14 protein-coding genes and 1 pseudogene are annotated in these 18,337 nt (G+C 37.4%); 7 read left to right on the forward strand and 8 right to left on the reverse strand.

The features are described 5' to 3' along the window. Window positions 1-145 precede the first annotated feature (145 nt). From RT723_RS15950 to RT723_RS15975, 6 genes are all read left to right on the forward strand, one after another. Window positions 146-1,681: a methyl-accepting chemotaxis protein gene (locus tag RT723_RS15950; protein ID WP_315948070.1), complete on the forward strand. Its 1,536-nt coding sequence runs from the start codon at window positions 146-148 to the stop codon at window positions 1,679-1,681. A gap of 192 nt (window positions 1,682-1,873) precedes the next feature. After that, window positions 1,874-3,325 carry an MFS transporter gene (locus RT723_RS15955; protein WP_428983688.1) on the forward strand — a complete coding sequence of 484 codons (1,452 nt, stop codon included), beginning with the start codon at window positions 1,874-1,876 and terminating at the stop codon, window positions 3,323-3,325. 205 nt (window positions 3,326-3,530) lie between these two features. Beyond that, the gene (locus RT723_RS15960) at window positions 3,531-4,118 is read left to right on the forward strand and encodes an NADPH-dependent FMN reductase (RefSeq protein ID WP_315948072.1); all 588 of its coding nucleotides are present in this window, start codon (window positions 3,531-3,533) and stop codon (window positions 4,116-4,118) included. Window positions 4,119-4,224: 106 nt separating this feature from the next. After that, window positions 4,225-5,445, forward strand: coding sequence for a saccharopine dehydrogenase family protein (locus RT723_RS15965; protein ID WP_315948074.1), 1,221 nt, complete (start codon window positions 4,225-4,227; stop codon window positions 5,443-5,445). 156 nt (window positions 5,446-5,601) lie between these two features. Further along, the gene (locus RT723_RS15970; RefSeq protein ID WP_315948076.1) at window positions 5,602-6,630 is read left to right on the forward strand and encodes a LacI family DNA-binding transcriptional regulator; all 1,029 of its coding nucleotides are present in this window, start codon (window positions 5,602-5,604) and stop codon (window positions 6,628-6,630) included. A gap of 92 nt (window positions 6,631-6,722) precedes the next feature. Next, window positions 6,723-7,202: a glutathione peroxidase gene (locus RT723_RS15975; RefSeq protein ID WP_315948078.1), complete on the forward strand. Its 480-nt coding sequence runs from the start codon at window positions 6,723-6,725 to the stop codon at window positions 7,200-7,202. 84 nt (window positions 7,203-7,286) lie between these two features. Here the strand turns inward: RT723_RS15975 and RT723_RS15980 are convergent, their stop codons facing one another. From RT723_RS15980 to RT723_RS16010, 7 genes and pseudogenes are all read right to left on the reverse strand, one after another. Next, window positions 7,287-9,302, reverse strand: a complete 2,016-nt coding sequence (locus RT723_RS15980) for a methyl-accepting chemotaxis protein (RefSeq protein ID WP_315948080.1) — start codon at window positions 9,300-9,302, stop codon at window positions 7,287-7,289. A gap of 155 nt (window positions 9,303-9,457) precedes the next feature. After that, complete coding sequence (locus tag RT723_RS15985; RefSeq protein ID WP_315948083.1) at window positions 9,458-10,267, reverse strand: symmetrical bis(5'-nucleosyl)-tetraphosphatase; 810 nt, start codon at window positions 10,265-10,267, stop codon at window positions 9,458-9,460. An 8-nt stretch (window positions 10,268-10,275) separates the two neighbouring features. Further along, window positions 10,276-10,641, reverse strand: coding sequence for a Co2+/Mg2+ efflux protein ApaG (apaG, locus tag RT723_RS15990; protein ID WP_315948084.1), 366 nt, complete (start codon window positions 10,639-10,641; stop codon window positions 10,276-10,278). Between the two features lie 2 nt (window positions 10,642-10,643). Further along, window positions 10,644-11,494: pseudogene (gene rsmA, locus RT723_RS15995) on the reverse strand (16S rRNA (adenine(1518)-N(6)/adenine(1519)-N(6))-dimethyltransferase RsmA). Next, window positions 11,491-12,489 (reverse strand): 4-hydroxythreonine-4-phosphate dehydrogenase PdxA, encoded by a 999-nt coding sequence (pdxA, locus tag RT723_RS16000; protein ID WP_315948086.1) that lies wholly within the window; start codon window positions 12,487-12,489, stop codon window positions 11,491-11,493. The pseudogene rsmA and the gene pdxA overlap by 4 nt, the downstream one beginning before the upstream one ends. A gap of 1 nt (window position 12,490) precedes the next feature. Further along, entirely contained in the window at window positions 12,491-13,780 is a 1,290-nt protein-coding gene (surA, locus tag RT723_RS16005; RefSeq protein ID WP_315948088.1) for a peptidylprolyl isomerase SurA, read from the reverse strand. Window positions 13,781-13,800: 20 nt separating this feature from the next. Continuing rightward, entirely contained in the window at window positions 13,801-16,089 is a 2,289-nt protein-coding gene (locus RT723_RS16010) for an LPS-assembly protein LptD (protein WP_315948089.1), read from the reverse strand. Window positions 16,090-16,318: 229 nt separating this feature from the next. Between RT723_RS16010 and djlA the strand changes: the two genes are divergently transcribed. Then, window positions 16,319-17,206, forward strand: a complete 888-nt coding sequence (gene djlA / locus RT723_RS16015; RefSeq protein WP_315948091.1) for a co-chaperone DjlA — start codon at window positions 16,319-16,321, stop codon at window positions 17,204-17,206. A 42-nt stretch (window positions 17,207-17,248) separates the two neighbouring features. Here the strand turns inward: djlA and RT723_RS16020 are convergent, their stop codons facing one another. Then, window positions 17,249-18,277, reverse strand: coding sequence for a DUF3530 family protein (locus tag RT723_RS16020; RefSeq protein WP_315948093.1), 1,029 nt, complete (start codon window positions 18,275-18,277; stop codon window positions 17,249-17,251). Between the last annotated feature and the right edge of the window lie 60 nt (window positions 18,278-18,337).

Consider the following 18,337-nt stretch of genomic DNA (forward strand, 5'->3'; position numbering starts at 1 on the left):
ATCTCGATTGATTGGTTTTTATTGATTCATATCATAAAGTTCAAAGGGAAATTGCCGATATAACAAGATATAATAAATGCCCGAGTTCAGTTTAGTTACTAGAATTTAACTAAACTGTACGAAAACCGATATCAGAGAGTGCCAAATGTCTAGACGAAATCAGTCAATTGTCGACGAAGAAGTTACGTTCCAACAAGGAGATGAGCTAGTTTCTACCACTGATTTACGTGGGGTAATCACCTATGCAAACAAAGTATTTTGTCAAGTTGCTGGTTATGAATTAGATGAACTTGTTGGAAAGAACCATAATATGGTTCGCCACCCAGATATGCCTAAAGCGGCATTTAAAGATCTTTGGGATAAATTAAAAGCTGGTAAAAATTGGCGTGGAGCAGTCAAAAACCGTTGTAAAGATGGTCGTTATTATTGGGTAGATGCGTATGTTAGCCCAATTTTTGAAAATGGCACTTTGATTGGTTATCAGTCGGTTAGAGTTAAATTAGATCAAAAAGCAAAAGAAAAGGCGATCAAAACATACCAAGCGCTTAACCAAGGAAAAACCATTGAGAGCTGGTATTCATCACTATCCAATCGTCATATTATATTTGCTTTAATCAGTTTAATAACGTTAGGAGGCGCCTTAACGCAGTTTAATTGGTTGGCATTATTGTTACCTATGCTTCCTTTTGTTTTCTATTATGATGAACTTGTCACGACGCCAAACTATTTGAAAAAATTAAAGTCTGATTACGACAGCCCGTCTCGTTGGGTATATTCAGGTACTCAGTCTCATAGTGTTGCTGATTACCATCTGAAAATTCAACAAGGTAAAGTCAGAACTATTCTTGGCCGTGTGATTGATATGGCTAATATACTTGAAGGTGGCGCTGCTGAATTGAAAAATGCCGCGCATTTGTCTAAAAATGGGGTTGAAGCACAAACCCATGAGTTACATCAAGTGTCTACCGCGGTTGAAGAAATGGTCGCAACCATTTCGGAAGTGGCACAAAACACAACCAGTACTTCAGAAAAAGTACACCAGGCGCATGGGAATTGTGAAAAAGCCAATGAGTCCATGACCTTGACGATGCAACAGGTTTCTGCATTAGCTGAAGACGTAGCTAAATCGTCAACGTCAGCGGCTGAATTAGCTCAAGAAGCTGAAAAAATTGGTGCCATCATGCAAGAAATTCAAGGTATTGCTGATCAAACTAACTTATTAGCGTTAAATGCTGCGATTGAAGCTGCAAGAGCCGGCGAACATGGCCGTGGTTTCTCAGTGGTTGCGGATGAAGTAAGAGCTTTATCAAGTCGTACTCATGGTGCAACAGAGCAAATTCATAAATCCATTAATGAAATTCAAAGTACGCTACATTCTTGGTCTGAAACCATGGCACAAGGAAAAGTGGCAGCAGAAAATTGTGTTTCCGATACACAACGTACTCAAGGAGTTGTCACTGAAGTGTATGGCGCAATAACTGATATTGCTGATTTAACAATGCAAATATCGACTGCTGCAGAAGAGCAGAATGCGGTATCGTTAGAAATTAGTAAAAACATTGTTAATATAAGTGATGCTTCAATTGAAAATCTATCACAGGCGGAGACTGTTGAGTCTGAAACAGACGCGATTGAGCGTCGAACTGAAAGGTTAAAATCGTTAGGGCTTTCTTTTAATTAATAAGCGCTAGTTATTTATAAAGACCTGATATTAAATCAGGTTTTTTTATGTCTGCGATAAATCGACAAAATTTAAAACACAGTATTAATAGCTGACTATTGTTTTGAATACGTATGTTTGAAGTTGTTACTCTAGTGACGCTCAGGATAATCTAGCAAGATCAAAATTATAATAATAAAACAGGAAATTTTCATGAAACAACCAAAGTTATCATTTTGGCAAGTTTGGAATGTAAGTTTTGGCTTTTTAGGTGTGCAATTTGGCTTCGCACTACAAAATGCCAATGTAAGCCGAATATTGTCCGATCTAGGCGCTGACTTACATTCGCTATCTTTGTTCTGGTTAGTCGCACCAATTATGGGTCTGATCATCCAGCCGATTGTTGGTTCAGCATCTGACCGAACTTGGAATCGCTTTGGTCGCAGAAACCCATATATTTTAGCGGGCGCTGGGGCCGCAGCCGTTGGTATGTTATTAATGCCAAATGCACCTATGTTTACTGTTTTCATGGCTCCAATGATGTTTGGGGCGATGATGTTAGCCTTAATGGATGCGTCTTTTAATGTGGCGTTTCAACCATTCCGTTCGTTAGTTTCTGACATGGTGCCGCCAGAACAAAGAACCATAGGGTATTCCGTTCAGTCTTTGTTAATTAATATCGGTGCGGTGATAGGTTCTATTCTTCCTTTTGTATTAACCAATCTTGTTGGGCTTGATAATGTGGCAGAAGCTGGTCAAGTTGCCCCTTCTATTACTTGGGCATTTTATATCGGTGCTACTGTGTTGTTAGGTTCTGTTTTGTGGACGGTATTTAGAACGAAAGAATATTCACCTGAACAATATAATGCTTATAAAGGCATAGAGTCTAAAGCCGTTGAAAGTGAAGAAGTAAAACCGTCGCTTATAAAACGTTTAATCGGATTCTTTAAGTTGATGGCTGAGATGCCAGATACGATGAAGCGTTTGGCCGTAGTGCAATTTTTCTCTTGGTTCTCACTATTTATTATGTGGGTATACTCTATGCCTGCTATCGCTCAACACACATGGGGTGTTGATGTTAAATGGTTTGACCCTGCATACCTCGCTACAGTTACGGTTCCTGCTGAAATTGCAGCGGCGAAAGGCGCTGCAGGAGACTGGGTTGGTATTTTGTTCGCAGGATATTCATTATTCGCGGTGTTGTTTTCATTAGTGATAGGTAAGATGGCAGATAAGTTTGGTCGCAAACTTGTTTATGGTTTATCACTTGCGTTAGGTGGGTTTGGTTATTTAAGTTTTGTTTTATTCCAAAACCCAGAGATCACCCAATTAAATTTATTAATCACTCATGTTGAAGTACCAAAAGGCGCGGTTGGCTTATTCATACCTATGATAGGTATTGGTATAGCTTGGGCTGCGATACTAGCAATGCCTTATGCTATTTTGGCGGGGTCATTACCTGCGAACAAAACAGGGGTGTATATGGGGATATTTAACTTCACCATAGCCGCACCACAAATAGTGTCAGGTATTTTAGCCGGTTGGATATTAAGTTCTGTTTTTGATAACGAAGCTATATACATCATAATGTTAGCGGGTGTATGTATGTTATTAGGTGCGCTATCGGTCTATTTTGTGAAAGACACACAAGAGCAATATAACTAAGAATTACTCAAATAAATTAACCAACATAATGCCTTAGAATACGTCTAAGGCATTTTTGTTTCTGCGTTTTAGATTAACAAACTGGTATAAATTATTTACTAATTTTAGTTTTATTTAGCCTTCTAATTTTACTCACAACTTGAAACTAATCATCAGCTAGATACACTCTTGCAATCATTTCAATAATCAATAAAAGTTAATCTCAATGAAAATAACAATAATATCCGGTAGTACTCGCCAACAATCAGCATCTAGTAATGTATCTTTATACTTACAGACCCAATTAAAGAGTATTTCTAGTGAAGTCAGTACTGACATCTTTGATTTAGCCAATATCGATTTACCAATGTGGGATGAAAATACTGATTTAACTCAGTTTGCAGAACAAACTAAACAACTCAATGAGGCGGATGGTTTTGTTTTTGTAATACCTGAATGGCATGGTATGGCACCACCGGCAGTGAAAAATTTATTTTTCTTATTTGGTTCGGTATTCCGTCATAAACCAGCGTATTTAGTGACCACTTCAGCGGGCTCTGGTGGTCGTTATCCGATCCCAGAAATGCGAATGTCAACTTACAAAAATAGCTTTATTAACTATATTCCTGTTAATACGGTAATAGACCGTGTGAACGCGACTATTTCAGCAGACGGTGAGTATATTGCAGAGAAAGGCTTTGTTGCTAACCGTTGTGACGAAGGTTTAAGTATTTTAGTTGAATACACAAAAGCGTTTAAACAGATCAGAAGTTCTGACATCGTGATGGAAAAACGTTTTCCAAATGGTGTATAGGTTTACTGATTAAAGTAAGTTAAATTAAAATAGGTACGTTAATACGTACCTATTTTATTTTAGTCGTTGCGTCACAAGTACGTTGTGAAATATTGGAGTTGTTTTTATGAAGTTTGATATTGTTGTTTGGGGCGCAACCAGTTTTGTTGGTCAATTAGTCGCTGAATACTTAGTTGAACATTATGTAAAAAAAGGCGAATTAAACATTGCCTTCGCCGGTAGAAATAAGCAGAAGCTTGAATCCTTATCTCATAAGCTCAATGTGCCTACACTGCCAATATTAATCGGTGAAGCCCAGGATGAAACGTTTTTAACTGAACTAGCTAAACAAACTAAATTAATTATTTCTACGGTTGGACCATATGCATTATATGGCGAACCGCTCATTAAAGCATGTGTCGAGCAAGGTATTGATTATTGTGATTTAACTGGTGAGCCTCAATGGATTTGGCTGATGTTGCAACGCTATGAAGCGGCAGCAAAAGCTTCAGGCGCGAGAATAATGCACTGCTGTGGGTTTGATTCGATACCTTCAGATCTTGGCGTGTTAAAGCTACAACAGCTTGCAATGCAAACATACTCTCAACCTTGCCAACAAATTCACTATCGATTTAAAAACAGCAAAGGAGGCATAAGTGGTGGTACTTTTGCCAGTATGTTAACGGCTTTAGAGCAGATTGGAAAAGATAAAAAACAAGCTCGTGTATTAAAAACACCATATTCATTGATGTCAGAAAAAGTCGATAATATGCCTTATCAAACGGCGGTGAAAGGCTTAGAAAAAGACCGTGTTAGTGGGCAGTATCTAGCACCATTTATTATGGCGAGTATCAATACTAAAATAGTGCACCGAACAAATTCATTATTGGGCATGCCTTGGGGTAAAGATTTTTTATATGATGAAGCTATGCAGCTTGGTGCCGGTTTTAAAGGTTGGCGCAAAGGGATTGCTTTAGTGAGCGGGTTATTAACGTTTGGGGTTCTGGCGTCGTTTTCATTTACTCGTTCAATCTTACAACGGTATATCGTCCCTAAACCGGGTCAAGGTCCTACTATGGATACGGTTAAAAATGGATTTTTTAATGTTGAACTATACGGAAGTACAGCTAATGGCGGCAAGGTAACGCTAAAAGTAACCGGGCAAGGTGACCCAGGTTATGGATCAACCTGCCAAATGATCAGTGAAACCGCTATTTTATTGTTACAAAAAACACCAGAGCAAACCGGCGTTGGTTTTATAACGCCTGCATCTGGATTAGGTTTAGATTTAGTTGATCGTCTGCAAAAACATGCTCAAGTGACATTTACGCAACTGTCGGTTGATTAACGGATTGATAGTTAAACATTATTTCAATAATTGTAAATAAGGGGCAACATAATACTCGTTAGAGTAAATGGTTAAACCCTTGTAATAAATATCATTTTACAGCACTAGTTAATGCCGCTAAGATGAAAAAAACTTAATAAACTAAGTGATTAATAAGTGAAAGGTAAAGCTACTTCTTTTGACATCGCCTATGAGGCGGGTGTTTCTCAATCTACTGTTTCTAGAGCTTTAAGGCATAGCCCTTTAGTGAGCGAAGAAACGCGAAAAAAAATTCAAGAAATTGCTAAAAAATTAAATTATACGGTAGATAAAAACGCCAGTAGTTTACGTTCACAAACGAGCACTACTTTGGCTTTATTATTGTTTGAAGACCCCACCAGTGATGATTCATTGGTTAACCCATTTTTCTTATCTATGTTAGGTAGCATTACTCGTGAATGTGGTTTAATGGGATATGATTTATTGGTGTCTTTTCAAGAATTGAACACAGATTGGCATTCAGTATTTAAAGATAGTAATAAAGCCGACGGCTTAATATTACTAGGCTATGGTGATTATACGGATTATGAATCTAAACTAAGAGAGTTAGTGGATCATGGTACGCCGTTTGTTCGTTGGGGCGCTGCTACTGAAAGTATTGAAACGACTTCTATTGGTTGTGATAACAACCATGGCAGTCAGCAAATTACAGAGCACTTAATTAAATTAGGGCGTAAAAGTTTTGCTTTTGTTGGAAACGCGGGTGATGGCTCGCCAGAGTTTATGGCCCGTTACCAAGGACATTGTGAATCGCTCAAAAAAGCAGGCATTGATGTTAATACTGAATTGCAAGCAGATGCAGGTAATACAGCTGAAGAAGCTTATGATGCGACGATAACACTGTTGGATAAAAACATCCCCTTTGATGCCGTTGTCGCTGCCAGTGATGTAATTGCTCTTGGTGTTTTAAACGCGTTAAAAACAAGAGGATTAACTGTACCGGATGATGTCTCTCTGGTTGGTTTTGATGATATCCCAATGGCCAGTTATATGAGTCCAAGTTTGACTACTTGCAGGCAAGACTCAGCCATGGCTGGGCAGTTGCTCGTTGATAAGTTAGTTGAGCTTATTAAAGGTGAACCAGTCAGTAATGCCTTTATAAAAACAAAATTGATAGTCAGAGAATCTTGCGGTGCTAAAGCATAAATTGTAACAAACAGCCTCGTTAAGGGGCTTTTTTTATATCCATTTATTAAACCGCTTAGTGTTTATTCCAATTAAAGATTGTAAGGAAAGTCATGAGTAAATTTTACCAGTTAAATGCCACGAGTTTACAAGGGCAGAAAATAGATATGAACGACTATAAAGATAAAGTAGTCCTTATCGTAAATACGGCAAGTAAATGTGGATTCACTTACCAATACGAAGGATTACAGAAGTTACATGAACAGTATAAAGATCAAGGTTTAGTTATATTGGGCTTTCCATGTAATCAGTTTGGGCAACAAGAGAAGGGCGATGCCAGTGAAATATCTGAGTTTTGCCAAATCAATTATGGTGTTGATTTTCAAATGTTTGAAAAAATAGACGTTAATGGTGACAATGAACACCCAATATATTCGTTCTTAAAACAACAGAAGTCTGGTTTTTTGGGCAGTAAAAAGATTAAGTGGAACTTCACTAAGTTTTTAATCAATAGACAAGGTCAAGTTGTGGATCGTTTTGGCTCAACAACTAAACCTCAAAAATTAGAGAGCAAGATTAAAAGCTTATTATAATTATATTCTTTAGTTATAAAAAAAACGCCAACTAATAAGTTGGCGTTTTTATTTTTACTTTATATTAAAACATGACTTTAGCGTTTATAACCTAAATTGGTCAACCGACTGTCTTAATTCTTCAGCGAGTTTTGCGACTTCTTGTGAAGACATTTCAGTTTGATGTGCACCGGCGGCTGTTTGTTCCGCAATGGTAACTATCGACTCTAAACGTTCACTAATTTCTGAACTAACTTGATTCTGTTCTCTTGCTGCCGATACGATTTGTTCACTCATATCATTGGCTTGGTGTACAGAGTCTGTAATGCCATCTAAGGCAATTGTAGCTTGTTCAGATTGTTCTACACATCTCTCAGCTTGTGATTTACTGTTGTTCATTACAGCAACCGCTGAAGTTGAACCATTTTGCAACTGTTCAATCATGCTTTGAATTTCTTCTGTTGATTGCTGAGTTTTACTTGCTAATGAACGGACTTCATCTGCAACGACAGCGAATCCTCGACCATGCTCACCAGCACGTGCAGCTTCAATAGCGGCATTAAGTGCTAATAAGTTAGTTTGGTCAGCTACGCCACGAATAACGTCTAATATGCCACCGATAGCCGCACTGTGTTGGTTAACTTCGTTAATAACACCTGATGCTTGTTCAATTTCACTTGCTAAGGTCAAGATAGTTTGTTTATTAGTGTCAGAGATACGTTTAACTTTTTCAGCTTCTTCATCAGCGTGTTTGATATCTGCCAATGCTTCGTTCGCACGTTCCATAACTGACTCAGATGTACTGGCCATTTCAGACGTTGCGGTTGCGGCTTGTTCTACTTGAGAACGTTGATCATTAATAGCAATAGTTGACTCTTTCACTACCATGGATGTTTGTTCAGCAGCGGTAGCCAATTGATTTGAACGGTTAACTATACCGTTAATTAAGTCTCTTAGATTGTCAATTAAGGTATTACAGTTTTTAGCTAACGTACCAAATTCATCGGTACCAGACTCATCCAATTTAGTGGTTAAGTCGCCAGTAGAAACGATGTTTAATACACGATTAACTTCAGAAAGTGGACGAGTTACTCGGATAACGGTAATAAAGGCAATAAAGATTGAAACCACAACAGCGAACAACATAACAACCCAGCTGCGTGATACCCCATCATTTACATCTTCGCTAAGCTCAGTTTTCATCAGGGCTAATTGCTCTTTTACTACTTTTGCTAAGCTCGCTAGTGATTCTAAACCTTTTTTAATTTCAAGGTTAGTTTCTTCTAATAAACGATCTGTTGTTTCTAATTGGTTTAACCAAGCCACTTTTAAGCTTTGAATTGATTTACTACCGGTTAATAAATTGTTAACGATATCAATTTGCTCAAGTACGTCATCAAAGCCTTCCAAGTCAGCATTGCCAACTAATGCTTTTAATTGTCCAGTTGTCGCTTTAATACTGTCTTGGGTATAAGCTAATTCTTTAACAATAACGGTTACAGTTAATTTTTTCGTCTCTTTCCTAATATCCGTCACGGCACTAATCACACTAACCATATTGCTTTCTAATTTAGAAGCTAGTTCTCTAGCTGCTGGGTTAGTTTCACTTAAGTCGTTTAAATCTATGAAATCCAAAATATACGTTGCAGCATCGTCGGCCGCCATTTCAGTATCGTCAAATGCAGTGACGACAGAATCAGCCAATTTCAATGTTAATTCTTTAGACTCTGCTAATAAATCGGCTTTTTCTCTAAACGACGTGTAACTAGTTTGAACACTAGGTAGTGCTTCATAAAGTAATTCGTCTTGAGAAACAATTTCACTTAGTAGAGCAAAATCGGTATCAAACTCTGAAGACTGAACGCTAAACGTGGAGATTGAAGATTCGATAGTTTCAAAGTCACTGGCATAATATTCTAATAATGCAGTTTTACTCATTTCAATAAATTTTTGCTGTAACTTGGCACTAGTATCTAATGCAGGAACAGAAACTTGATTAACCTGAGTGGTCGACTCTGAGATACCATTTAATACATTAACCGAGTTTATGCCAAGGAATAACAGTAAGGTGGACGTGATTGCAAATCCGCCAATTACTCTCATAGCAATGGTTAAATTCATAGTAGCTCCTATATCGTATATTTTTTATATTTCTTTGAATTAGCTATCGGCAATAAAAGAAATACATTTAGGGATTAATTAAGAATTCTAACATGTAATCATCAATTTGTGCTTTAGACCAAGTATATAACATGATTTTTAGCAATTTAGTTATTCTATGCTGGAATTTGAATATAAGCGTTTTTGTCCAAATTATATACCGTTAAGTATTGTCCCCAGACAAAACCGGTATCTAATGCAATAACATTTTTATTGTTGGTTACCCCCATCAATGATGCCCAGTGTCCAAATAACCATTTGTTTTGTTTAAACCTTTTTTTGTCGTACTCAAACCAAGGTAACAAATTTTTATCGGTTAGTTCGTTTGGTGAGTGTTTAGAATTAAATTCTAAATCACCGTTTTGAGTACAAAATCGCATACGGGTAAATGCATTTATGCTGTATTTAAATTTATCGGTGTCAGTTAAGTTATTGTCCCATTTGGTTGGTTTTTTTCCGTACATAGAAGGGAGGAAATCAACATAGTTGGAGGAGAATAGAATGTCATGTATTTGCTGCGACCAATATATAGCATCTTCTACTTGCCAATCAGGGGCAAGTCCCGCATGACTCAGGTAGCCAGAATTATCTGGTAAAGCTAATAATAAAGGCTGTTCTCTTAACCAATCAATATACTTAGGCAGTTTGGGACTGTTTAAAAGAGGGGATAATAAGTCTTTAGGATTTTCTTTTTTTAATTTATTCGCGACCGATAAAAAGTGTAAGTCGTGATTACCCAAAACGGTTTTTACACAGTCTTGGTGACTAAATAAATAATCAAGTGTTTCGAGTGACTGTTTTCCTCTGGCTATAAGATCGCCTGTTAACCAAAGTGTATCTTTACTTGTGTTGAATTCTACGGTGGCTAAGGCTTGTTGTAATCCTTTAAAACAGCCTTGTAAATCACCGATAAAATAATTTGCCACGGTAACCCTTAGTGCACCATGTTAGGAACACAAAGGCGAAATACAGGGATAGAAGCTTTATGTTTATTTTTAGCACTGTCCATCATTTCATAATAACCTTCCATTGTACCAACTGGGGTCTCTATAATGCAGCCACTTGTATAGGTATAACTTTCGCCAGGTTTTATATGAGGTTGTTCACCAACCACACCGGCACCTTGCACTTCTATCTTTTTGCCGTTTGCATCGGTGATCAACCAATAACGATTTAACAATTGTGATACAGCATCACCTTCGTTTGAAATAGTGACAGTGTATGCAAACACAAAACGATGATTGTTTTCATCAGATTGCTCTTCAATATATTTAGTTTGTACTTGAATATTAATTGTCATTATTAGTCTTTTTTATCTTTATTTTTGTCCAACCACTGAGCGAGTTCAATGAATTGCAATAACGTTAAGTTTTCAGCACGTAAGTTTGGATCTATACCTAATTCAACCATTACTTCTTGGCTAATAATATTGCTTAAACTGTTTCTTAAGGTCTTTCTACGTTGGTTAAACGCTTCTAAACAAACGGTATTAAGTGTTGCTGGGTTCACCTGATTACGTTCTTCATGTGGCTTTGGAATTAAACGAATTACCGCTGAATCCACTTTTGGTGGTGGAATAAATGCACTTGGTGGTACTTCAGTAACGGGTATGGTTTTACAGTAATATTGTGTCATAACACTAAGACGACCAAATGCTTTGCTATTTGGTGCTGCACACATTCGATTAACCACTTCTTTTTGCAACATAAAGTGCATGTTCTCAATACTATCTAAATAGTTATAAAGGTGGAATAACAGAGGTGTAGAGATGTTATACGGTAAATTACCAAAAATTTTGAACCTTTCACCTGGTTTGATGATTTCATTAAAATCAAACTGTAACGCATCGCCTTCGAAGATATTTAATTTGCTGCCGTAAAATGGGTGCGTTTTTAATCGGTGTGCTAATTCACGGTCTAATTCAACCACATTTAATACATCGGTTAATTCAGCGACTGGTTCTGTGATAGCGCCTAAACCAGGACCAATTTCTAGTAACTTATCACCTACTTTTGGGTTGATAGCACGAACAATACGGTCAATGATGTCGGCATCATTAAGGAAGTTTTGACCAAACCTTTTTTTGCTTTATGCCCTAAATGAACTCCTTTTTTTACATTGGTCACTTTTTTTGATGGTCTATGTTTGCTCATTTAGAGGTTCTCGCTAATTTTTCATTTGCCATTTTAATAGCATGTGTAATGGCCACTTTCATGCTGCCAGTATCTGCGTTACCAGTTCCCGCTAGATCTAAAGCCGTACCATGATCGACAGACGTTCTGATATAAGGTAAGCCTAAGGTGATATTTACTGCGTTACCAAATCCCTTGTATTTTAATACAGGCAAACCTTGATCGTGATACATAGCTAAAACGGCATCTGCATCTTGTAAGTATTTTTCTTGGAATAAGGTGTCAGCAGGTAAAGGGCCAATTAGATTCATACCTTGATTTCTTAAGATCTCTAATGTTGGCTCTATCACCTCGATTTCTTCACGGCCAAGGTGGCCGCCTTCACCAGCATGTGGATTTAAACCACAGACAAAAATTGCTGGGTTTTTAATACCAAACTTAACTTGTAGTTCACTATGCAAAATACTGGTGACTTTATGTAATCGTTCTGGCGTAATTGCTTTTGACACATATTGCAAAGGAATATGTGTCGTAACTAGAGCGACACGTAATCCTTCAGTTGCTAATAACATCACAACATCAGAGGTATTTGAGTGTGTGGCAAAAAACTCAGTGTGTCCGCTAAAAGGAACACCTGATTGATTAATAATGCCTTTATGAACCGGCCCTGTGACCACCGCATCATAAAAGTTATCCATATTACCTTGACTGGCAATTCTTAATGTTTCAACAACATAGTGGCCATTGGCTTCATTTAGTTCGCCTGCAACGGCCGTTTCACTTAATGGCTCATGGGCAATAAAGAGTTGTCCTGGGACATGCTTAATGACTGGATTGTCTGCATCAAAGTCAACCAGTGTTAACGGCAAACCAAGCTTTCTCGCTCGTTCACGCATCATCTCTTTATCCGCCACAACAATAAGTTGAGTATCCCATTCTAATTGGGCAACTTGAATTGTTATATCAGGGCCTATACCGCCTGGTTCGCCCGGTGTGATGGCTATTCTACTAAGCATATTATTCCGCAATTACTTCAATAAAGGCTTGGTCACGAATTTCTCTTAACCAGTTTTCTGTTTCTTCTGCAAATTTACGTTTATATAAAATTTGATAAGCTTGATCTTGTTTACTTTTCTCTGTTGCATCAGCTGTTCTTTCTTCCATTAGTTGCACTACGTGCCAACCAAACTGAGTACGAAAAGGTTTACTGTATTCACCGATCTTTAAACTTGCTAAAACTTCTTTAAACTTAGGGGCATAAATATCAGGATTTGCCCAACCTAATTCACCATTTTTTAACGCTGAACCTGGGTCTTCAGAGTGTTGTTTAGCTAATTTACCAAAATCAGCTGAACCATCTTCAACTTGCGCTAAGAATTTATTTAGCATGTTTTTAGCTTTTTCTTCGCTTAAGATAATTGAAGGCGTTATTAAGATATGACGGGCTAATACTTCTTTAACTTCAACAGTTTGACGTCCACGGATGTCTAAGATTTTAACAATGTGGAAACCTGCGCCAGAACGAAGTGGACCAATTAAATCACCGGTCTTCTTGCCACGAACACTTTCTGAGAATAACGAAGGCATTTCATTAATCCCCATATAACCCCAGTCACCACCTTCTAACGCTTTAGCACCTGATGATGACGCGATTGCTACTTTTTTAAAGTCGCTGCCATCTTTTAATAGCGAGATAACTTTGTCAGCAATATCTTTTTTTGCATCGACTTCAGATTGTGCAGCTTTACTTGGAACTGATACGAGTATGTGCCCAATTTGATATTCTTCTTTACTAGAGTTTTCATCCATTAAACCAATTAACGTAGTCACTTCTTGTAATGAGATATTAACGCGTCTGTGAACATTACCTCGACGAACTTCATTAAGCGCGACTTCTTCTCTTAATTTTTCACGATAACGTTCATAACTCTCACCGCTTTTTACTATCTCTTGGCGCATTTGTTCTACGCTAATATTTTGGCTTTGGGCGATGTTTTGTAAAACCGAATCAAGGTGAGCATCACTCACTTGAATCCCCATACGCTCAGCCATTTGCATTTGTATGCTATTTAAAATTAATCGGTCAACGGCCTGGGCTCTAAGGGCGCGATCTGAAGGTAAAGATTGGTTATTTAGTAACGCTGTACTTTTAACTTCGTCAATGATTGCTTGAATTTCACCTTCTAATATAACGCCGTCATTTACAATAACAGTGACATGGTCAATAGGTTTGGGTTCAGCTTGAATTGCGGCTGAGACAAACAGACTGCACAATAAAGTTAGACTTATAATTGATTTGTTTATCATTACTTTTCTCTTATATTTTTTTAATTTGTTATTAAATAAGGGCGACGGTAGGCAAAAATACTTTCTGAGAATAAATTTGCAATGTTTGACGATAAGTCGCCGCCTAATCCACTAATTTTAAAATTGAAACTAATTCCGTTGTCGTATTGGACATCTGCACCGGACTCAATTTGGTCGTTATTTAAATCGACAACAATTTGTCGTTTGGCTGCTAACTGTATGCTCCAACAGCAGGATCTATATTCAAAACCTACTAAGGCATCCATATTGGTATCTGATTCTAAGTCTTGGTGATAGCTTGTTGCCACCGCCCAGGTAGAATTAATTTGGTAACTTGCAAAGATGCCCGCTTGGTTTATTTTTATGCCGGCGACATCCTTGGCGTATCTATGATTGAACTGAAAGTTTTTATCTTTTGCTAACCAATAATCCAAAGAAACAAAGCCGGTATCAATATTTTGGGTATCTTGATTATATAAAATACCCCCGTCTAACTGCCAGTTATCCGTTAATTGTCCAAACCACTCAACCGCAACTGCCGGCTTAGAGCTCGTTAGTGAATCATTAGTTCCATCTTTATCTTTATTAAATTTATATACCTGACCTAGACCAAAACGAAACAACTCTTTATTGGATTTATCAAAGATACTGGTACTAAATCCAATCGTTGCTTGATTTGCTGCGGATATGTTATCTATACCTGAGTAATTATTATCTCTGAACAAAGAAAAATAATCTTCTTTTAATAACTGAGAATCATATAAACCAATATTACTTTGGTCGACATCTTCTACATATAAATATTGAATCTTTGGTTCCAGCGTTTGACGTACATCTTGTTTAAAGTAGGTGGTTTCTTTTTCTAGACTAATACCTGCCAAAATTCGAGCTTTTGCTAAATTTCGCGTTAATTCCTGTTCTTGCTGTAATGTACTGTTACTTTGCTTGTATAAAGTTGATAAGTAACTGCCACTGGCTAATAACTGAAATGCTGGGGTATTAAACTGATAGGTTACTTCAGGCGCTAAATGTAAACGTTGAACTTCATCAATTTCTCTGTATTCATTTTCAAACAAGCTGTATTGACTGTTAATTAACAACTTAACCGGATCAGCCGTGTCACTTGCACTCCAGTCGACTGTCATTTGGATTGGCAGTCGATAGGATTGTATATGAGGGCCAAGTTCATACATATCTTGAGATAACAAAGACACGTTTGTGTGTTCGCCATAGTAATTTAACATAACAAAATTATTTAAATGGGTGTCCGCTTGATGATGGTAATCACTCGTGAATTCACTGATAAAATTATCATCGCTTAAGTCAGTCCATTGTAATTGAACATTCCATTTATCTTGCCAATTTGATTCGTGTTGCCAATAAGCGAGATGCCTAGCTCCTAAGTCAACTTCTGACTTGTCCTCATTTAAATATTCTAATTGTAAAATATTGTCAGAGTTATGGTTTATATGACGGAAATTAGACTGGAATAACAACCCTCGATCTGACATGTATTTAGGCGTTAATGTGAGATCATAATTGTCAGCTAAATTAAAATAGATAGGTTGGGCGATATAACTTCCGTATCGTGTCGAGTTACCCACCTCAGGGAATAACAACCCTGTTTTTCTTTTATCTGAGATTGGAAAGGTAATATACGGAACGTAAATAATTGGCACATCAGCGATTTTAAAAACGGTATTCCATGCTTCGCCCCAGCCTTTTTCTTGGTCGATTTGGATTTCATCGGCCGAGAATAACCAACTAGGATCATCACCAGGGCAAGTGGTAAACGTCGCCCCTTTTAATTCAAGTTCATTACTGCTTTCAATTGAAAATACATCGGCTTGACCTCTTCCAGCATTAAAACCAAATTGGTAGTTAGCGCCTAACAGTTCTAAATCTTGATTTTCTTCATCTAGAAAAATGGATAAGCCGGTAACCGTTGCTGCATCTGCCACTAATTTGATATTGCCAGTTGCTCTAAATTGGTTTGATAATTCATCATAAATGGCATTGTCGGCTTGAATGGTTTGTTCTTGCTGGAATATGGTGACATTACCATTAAACTCAGTGTAGTTACCTCTAATCAAATCGGCACTTTCGCTGGTAACAATGACTTCATCTGGTTTATGAATAAAGTCATCAATGGTTGATTTTTTAGGTGACTTGATAGGTTTTACTTCACAAACCGGTTCAGCGTTAACATGAGAGTTCACTGATAGGAAAGAAGCAACAATAAAAATAGATTGTCGTGGTAGGGCAAAGGTTAATTTAGATAACATATTTGCGAAACGAGTAGACGACAATTTAACCCCTAAAATTCAAGATGTGGAACAACAAAATAAAGTTTAATTTTTACGATTTAGTTAACCATGGAATTCTATCTGATTTTTTTGCGCTATACTACGCGCGCTCTGCAATTTAATGTATTTCAGGGCTTATTTATTGATACTTTTGTAATTAATCTAAATTGAATCTTTTGAATTTGAACCCATATTGATTGGTGAATATTTAAAGTCAACAAAGTGAGTAGTTTTGACGGGTAAAATTGTAGGGGCTTTTTTTGGTTTCTTATTATTAAGAAACATTGTGGGTGCGTTAATCGGCTTATATCTAGGACACTTGTTTGATCGTGCGGTTAAACGCTTTGCGAATAAACAAAATGTAGAGCAATGGTTATCAAGTGGCGACTCCAAACAGGCTATCTTCTTTTACACCACGTTCTCCGTTATGGGGCATGTCGCTAAAGCGAGTGGCAATGTAACACCTGAACATATTCAAACTGCGAATGAGTTTATGACACATATGGGCTTGTCTAAAGAACAAGTTGCTGAAGCTAAAGAGGCATTTAGGGAAGGGAAGTCATTAGGTTTTCCAATCAAGAAAAAAATCAATTTATTTAAACAATACTTTGGTAAACGCCAAGACTTATGTCAGTTTTTTATCGAAATTCAAATTCAAACTGCCTATTCAGATTCAATCTTAGAACCCGCGGAATATGAGTTGTTACTCAATATCGCTAAGCAATTAGGTTTCACTAAACGTCATTTAGGGCAATTGATTGTGATGTGGGAAGCGGAACTTAGATTTCAAAACTATAAAAAAGACCAGCAGCAAAAAAATAGAAAATATGAACGCCGAAGAGCGAATAGCAGTAGTAGCGATAGTGGCGATCATCAACGCCAAAATAATACACGAGATATTAGTTCGCCAAGTGTGGCAGACGCATATGCTTTATTGGGTATTTCTGAGAACGAAACCACGAAAGAAATTAAACGAGCTTACAAACGGTTAATGTCGCAAAACCATCCAGATAAGTTAGTTGCAAAAGGTTTACCACCAGAAATGATGGAAGTGGCAAAACAAAAAACACAAGATATTCAATCGGCATACGAGATTATTAAAAAAGCACGTAAATTCTAACCAGTTTTGACTGTAATTTAGAAAAGAGTTGTCGGTTTAAGGTTACATGCCAACGGCAGTAAGAAACCCATATATTTCTTTAACTGTCCTTAAGTTTGAGTCACCAAAGGCTACATGACTATTCAGTTTTCGTTGTCGGTAATCGGTTTTGTAGTTTTTTCTGGCTAATTTCTTACGATAGTGAATCGCACTCGTCACCCACTGGTTATCCATTGGCTTGAATAACTCTAATACTGGAAATTCCGTTTCACTCAGTTGTTGCGCAAACTGCCTATTTAAATTGGATTGAGGCATGTGTGCACTTAACATAACCAATGCATCAGGCTGCATTAACTTCTGTTGTTGAAATAAGCTGGTTAACCAAGCGCAACTTTTACCTTGGCAGATAAAAATAAAATAACCTGGAAATTGTTCAGCGTATTGCCATGCGGTTTCGACACGTTTTAAAATTTCCTGTTCAATTTTAGTATTCTCGACTTCCGAATATATATCTTCTTGATGAAAGGCCTTTATATTAAGGTTTGGTTCTGCAGTTGTTTGACTATCATTTGAAGCTGCCATTTCTTGTCCGGGCTCTTCTGGAAGGGTTGAACTTGTCTCTGGTGATTGACTGACATCAGGCGCACTTGGTGACTCTTCAGTATCTGCTTTTGGTACGTCATGTAAACTCCCATTGTTTTGTTCTAAGTTGGGCATAGTTAATAATAAACTGCGCCAGCCGTATTCCGTTAAGTTGTCGTATAACATCTTTATTGCAGGTTGTTGGGTGATTGGTTGATTTATCTCAGGAACGATAAATGCGATACCACGGGGAAAACCTGTGGTTTCTTCTTTTTCTAAAGTTAAATAGTCATGATCATCAAGCGATAAAATATTTATCTCTTGATCTTGAACATAATGCCTAATGTCTATAGCTTGAAGTGCACTGAGACTTATTGGCGCAGTGTGATCCACCGAGCTGGCAAAAGCGTACTTTACACTTAAGCAGATCAACATCAGCAGAATATGACGTTTCATATAAAACTCTGGTGGATTAAAAAGAATATCTTTATTATCGGCAACTATTGCCATAACTGAAACAATTCACACGCTATTTCTTATTTTTTGCGTAAACCTAGGTATAAAAGCAAC

This window comes from Psychrosphaera aquimarina, from assembly GCF_032461525.1.
Classification (GTDB): Bacteria; Pseudomonadota; Gammaproteobacteria; order Enterobacterales; family Alteromonadaceae; genus Psychrosphaera; species Psychrosphaera aquimarina.